Genomic DNA, 1901 nt, shown 5'->3' with positions numbered 1-1901 from the left:
AAGGGCGCGGTCGAGATCATCTTCCGCTCCGACATCGGCGACCCCGACAAGATCGCCGCGCGCACCAAGGAATACGAAGACCGCTTCCTCTCCCCCTTCATCGCCGCCGAGCGCGGCTACATCGACGATGTCATCATGCCGCATTCGACGCGGCGCCGGATCGCACGGGCGCTCGCGATGCTCAAGGACAAGAAGGTCGAGATCCCCGTGAAGAAGCACGACAATCTGCCGTTATGAGGCTTCAATCGGCGCTGTCGAGCTTATTGAATGGATATATCTGGCTTAGATCAAGTTGGTCTTTATGGTCGAGAACATGAGTTTCGAGATGGGGATGCCTAGCCGCGATTCGCTGCGCGTATTTGAACGCTGACTTGTGAAGTTCAGGCAGGCGTTTCAATGCCCGCTTGTATTTTGCCGCCGTTTCAATCTCGCAATCAAAGTAAAAGAAAATTGGTGGAGTAAGTTCGCTTCGCTCCTTGTCATCCAGCGATGCGTATAGGTATGCATTTGCATAGCCGTAACAGTATGCTGAATCGGAGTAGTTGCGAATTTTGCGATACTGCTCCGCATATGCATGGTACGAACGGAACGAGCCAATGAGGCGATGGCGGTCTGAATAGATTCCAGTCTTACGAAGGCGCAGAATTCTCTCTAAGGCATGGAGCATGCCATCCTGGTACCAGGAGCAAAATAGTATCTGAGGGTACTTGATTGCATTATAAGTGTCATGAAGCCAGCTATGTGCTCTTCTCGTTAGTGCGAGGATGCCCTCGACCTCTTCATACATAACGTCCGAACAGAGACAAATCTTCGTTGTGGCGTGTGCCTTGATCTGCTCAACGAAAAATGTCCCGTCTGTTTCGATGAGGTTTAAGTTTAGCTCGCTCAATCTCTGCCGATCGGAAGCTGAGATGTTGGGGGCAACAAAGTACGCCTGTCTGCGAAAATCGCGTAGCGCGTCGAGAACACCTCCGTAAATTTGGAGGAAATCATCATCTCTTAGCGAATAGCCGATGAAGACTACGTTGCGTGTGGCCAGTAGCGACTTAAGGTGAGCTCCCAACAATCCGATCTGTAAACGGGTCTCACAGGCTTTATAGTCCGAGCGCGTGGCAACGATTGATCCGAAATTCGATATGGATCCGTGAATCTTGATTACCTTCCGTTCGGCTGCTGCCCAAAGTCCAAGATCGCGGTCCTCGATAAATGGGGTGGCCGCGCAATGTTGTTCGAAGTAGTCATCCCAATTGGTGGTTACCACAGTGTCTAGTGGAAAGAATGTAGCTAACTCTCGATGAAACCGTGTCGCGTTGCGATAGATTTGACCGTGTGAATAGGCGTAATCAAAATGCTCCTTGATCTTCTGGATCAGTCCAATTTTTCCTGATGGTGATGAGCAAAAGTCCTCCATCAAATCAGGAAAGGCACGGTCATGTGTGGTGCCGCCAAGGATGTAGTTAATTTCGCTATATAGGGTGTTCGGCATCACGCCCGGCGCTTCGGTGCTGATGCCAGCGCCAGCGAACAGAAGTACTGATCCATCTAAGAATGCATCCAGAAGTTCGGATGGCGCTTCAAATGATTTGTTTCTCTTGCAGAATTCGCATTGGCAGTTGTCGCCGTTGATTTCAGCCGAGAAAGTTAACGTCTGCCGTTTTCGAGGCCAAGTCTTCATCGCTTGATCGTTGCACGAGATTAGGTGAGAGGACGCTGTGAATTCGTCTACTTGAGCGCGTGGCGAGGCAGTTTGCTCGGAATCGAGCTCGGCGGCAATCGAAGGGGGCAGTTTTTGGGTTGAAAATCGGACTGTATGAGGATAACGGGCTAGGTCGCGTGGACAGTTATCTTAGCCAGAGCAGAGTTGCGGCGATAGCGACGACAGCGAAGTAATTTCGTGCGGT

The 1901-nt window shown here is 50.9% G+C and carries 2 protein-coding genes; one reads left to right on the top strand and one right to left on the bottom strand.

Annotated elements, in window-relative coordinates; translation table 11 throughout:
- The coding region (locus AC5ZGW_RS46035) for a carboxyl transferase domain-containing protein (protein WP_496114156.1) at positions 1-237 on the top strand (237 nt) is incomplete at its 5' end.
- Between the two features lie 4 nt (positions 238-241).
- Here the strand turns inward: AC5ZGW_RS46035 and AC5ZGW_RS46030 are convergent.
- Positions 242-1675, bottom strand: coding sequence for an SIR2 family protein (locus AC5ZGW_RS46030; RefSeq protein ID WP_130231870.1), 1434 nt, complete (start codon positions 1673-1675; stop codon positions 242-244).
- Positions 1676-1901 lie beyond the last annotated feature (226 nt).

Source organism: Bradyrhizobium sp. Crot121, assembly GCF_059512385.1.
This window is presented reverse-complemented; position numbering and strand designations above follow the sequence as displayed.